General features: G+C 53.0%; 1 protein-coding gene. It reads right to left on the reverse strand.

Annotated features, from left to right (window positions below):
* The coding region (locus NXS07_RS20955; RefSeq protein WP_258087627.1) for a replication endonuclease at positions 1-368 on the reverse strand (368 nt) is incomplete at both ends.

Below are 368 nucleotides of genomic sequence, written 5' to 3' on the forward strand. Positions count from 1 at the left end.
CCGTCTTTCGGCGTGTAGGCTTCATCAGCCCAGTTGCTATTCAGTACCGCGATTTTGTCTTTACCCATCAGGCGGGTCGGGTGATATTTTGACGGCGTGGTAATGGTGATAAACATGCCGATGTCACCCCGGGCAGTGGCGACCCGTTCAATCCCGGCAATCTGCGCCATCAACTCCATCCGGCGAATTTCAGGATTGGAAATGCTTTGCATGACCTTTTCAACGAGGTCAAAACGCTCGCCAGTCTCCACGTCTTCAATATCCATCGCCTGAAGGTATTGCATATTGGAAAGGCGCTGTGACTTCACATCCTGTATGGCCTGACGGCTGGCATACGGGGAGCGGTTTTTATTGACCGCCATTGCGGC

Source organism: Xenorhabdus bovienii, assembly GCF_024721015.1.
Taxonomy (GTDB): domain Bacteria; phylum Pseudomonadota; class Gammaproteobacteria; order Enterobacterales; family Enterobacteriaceae; genus Xenorhabdus; species Xenorhabdus bovienii.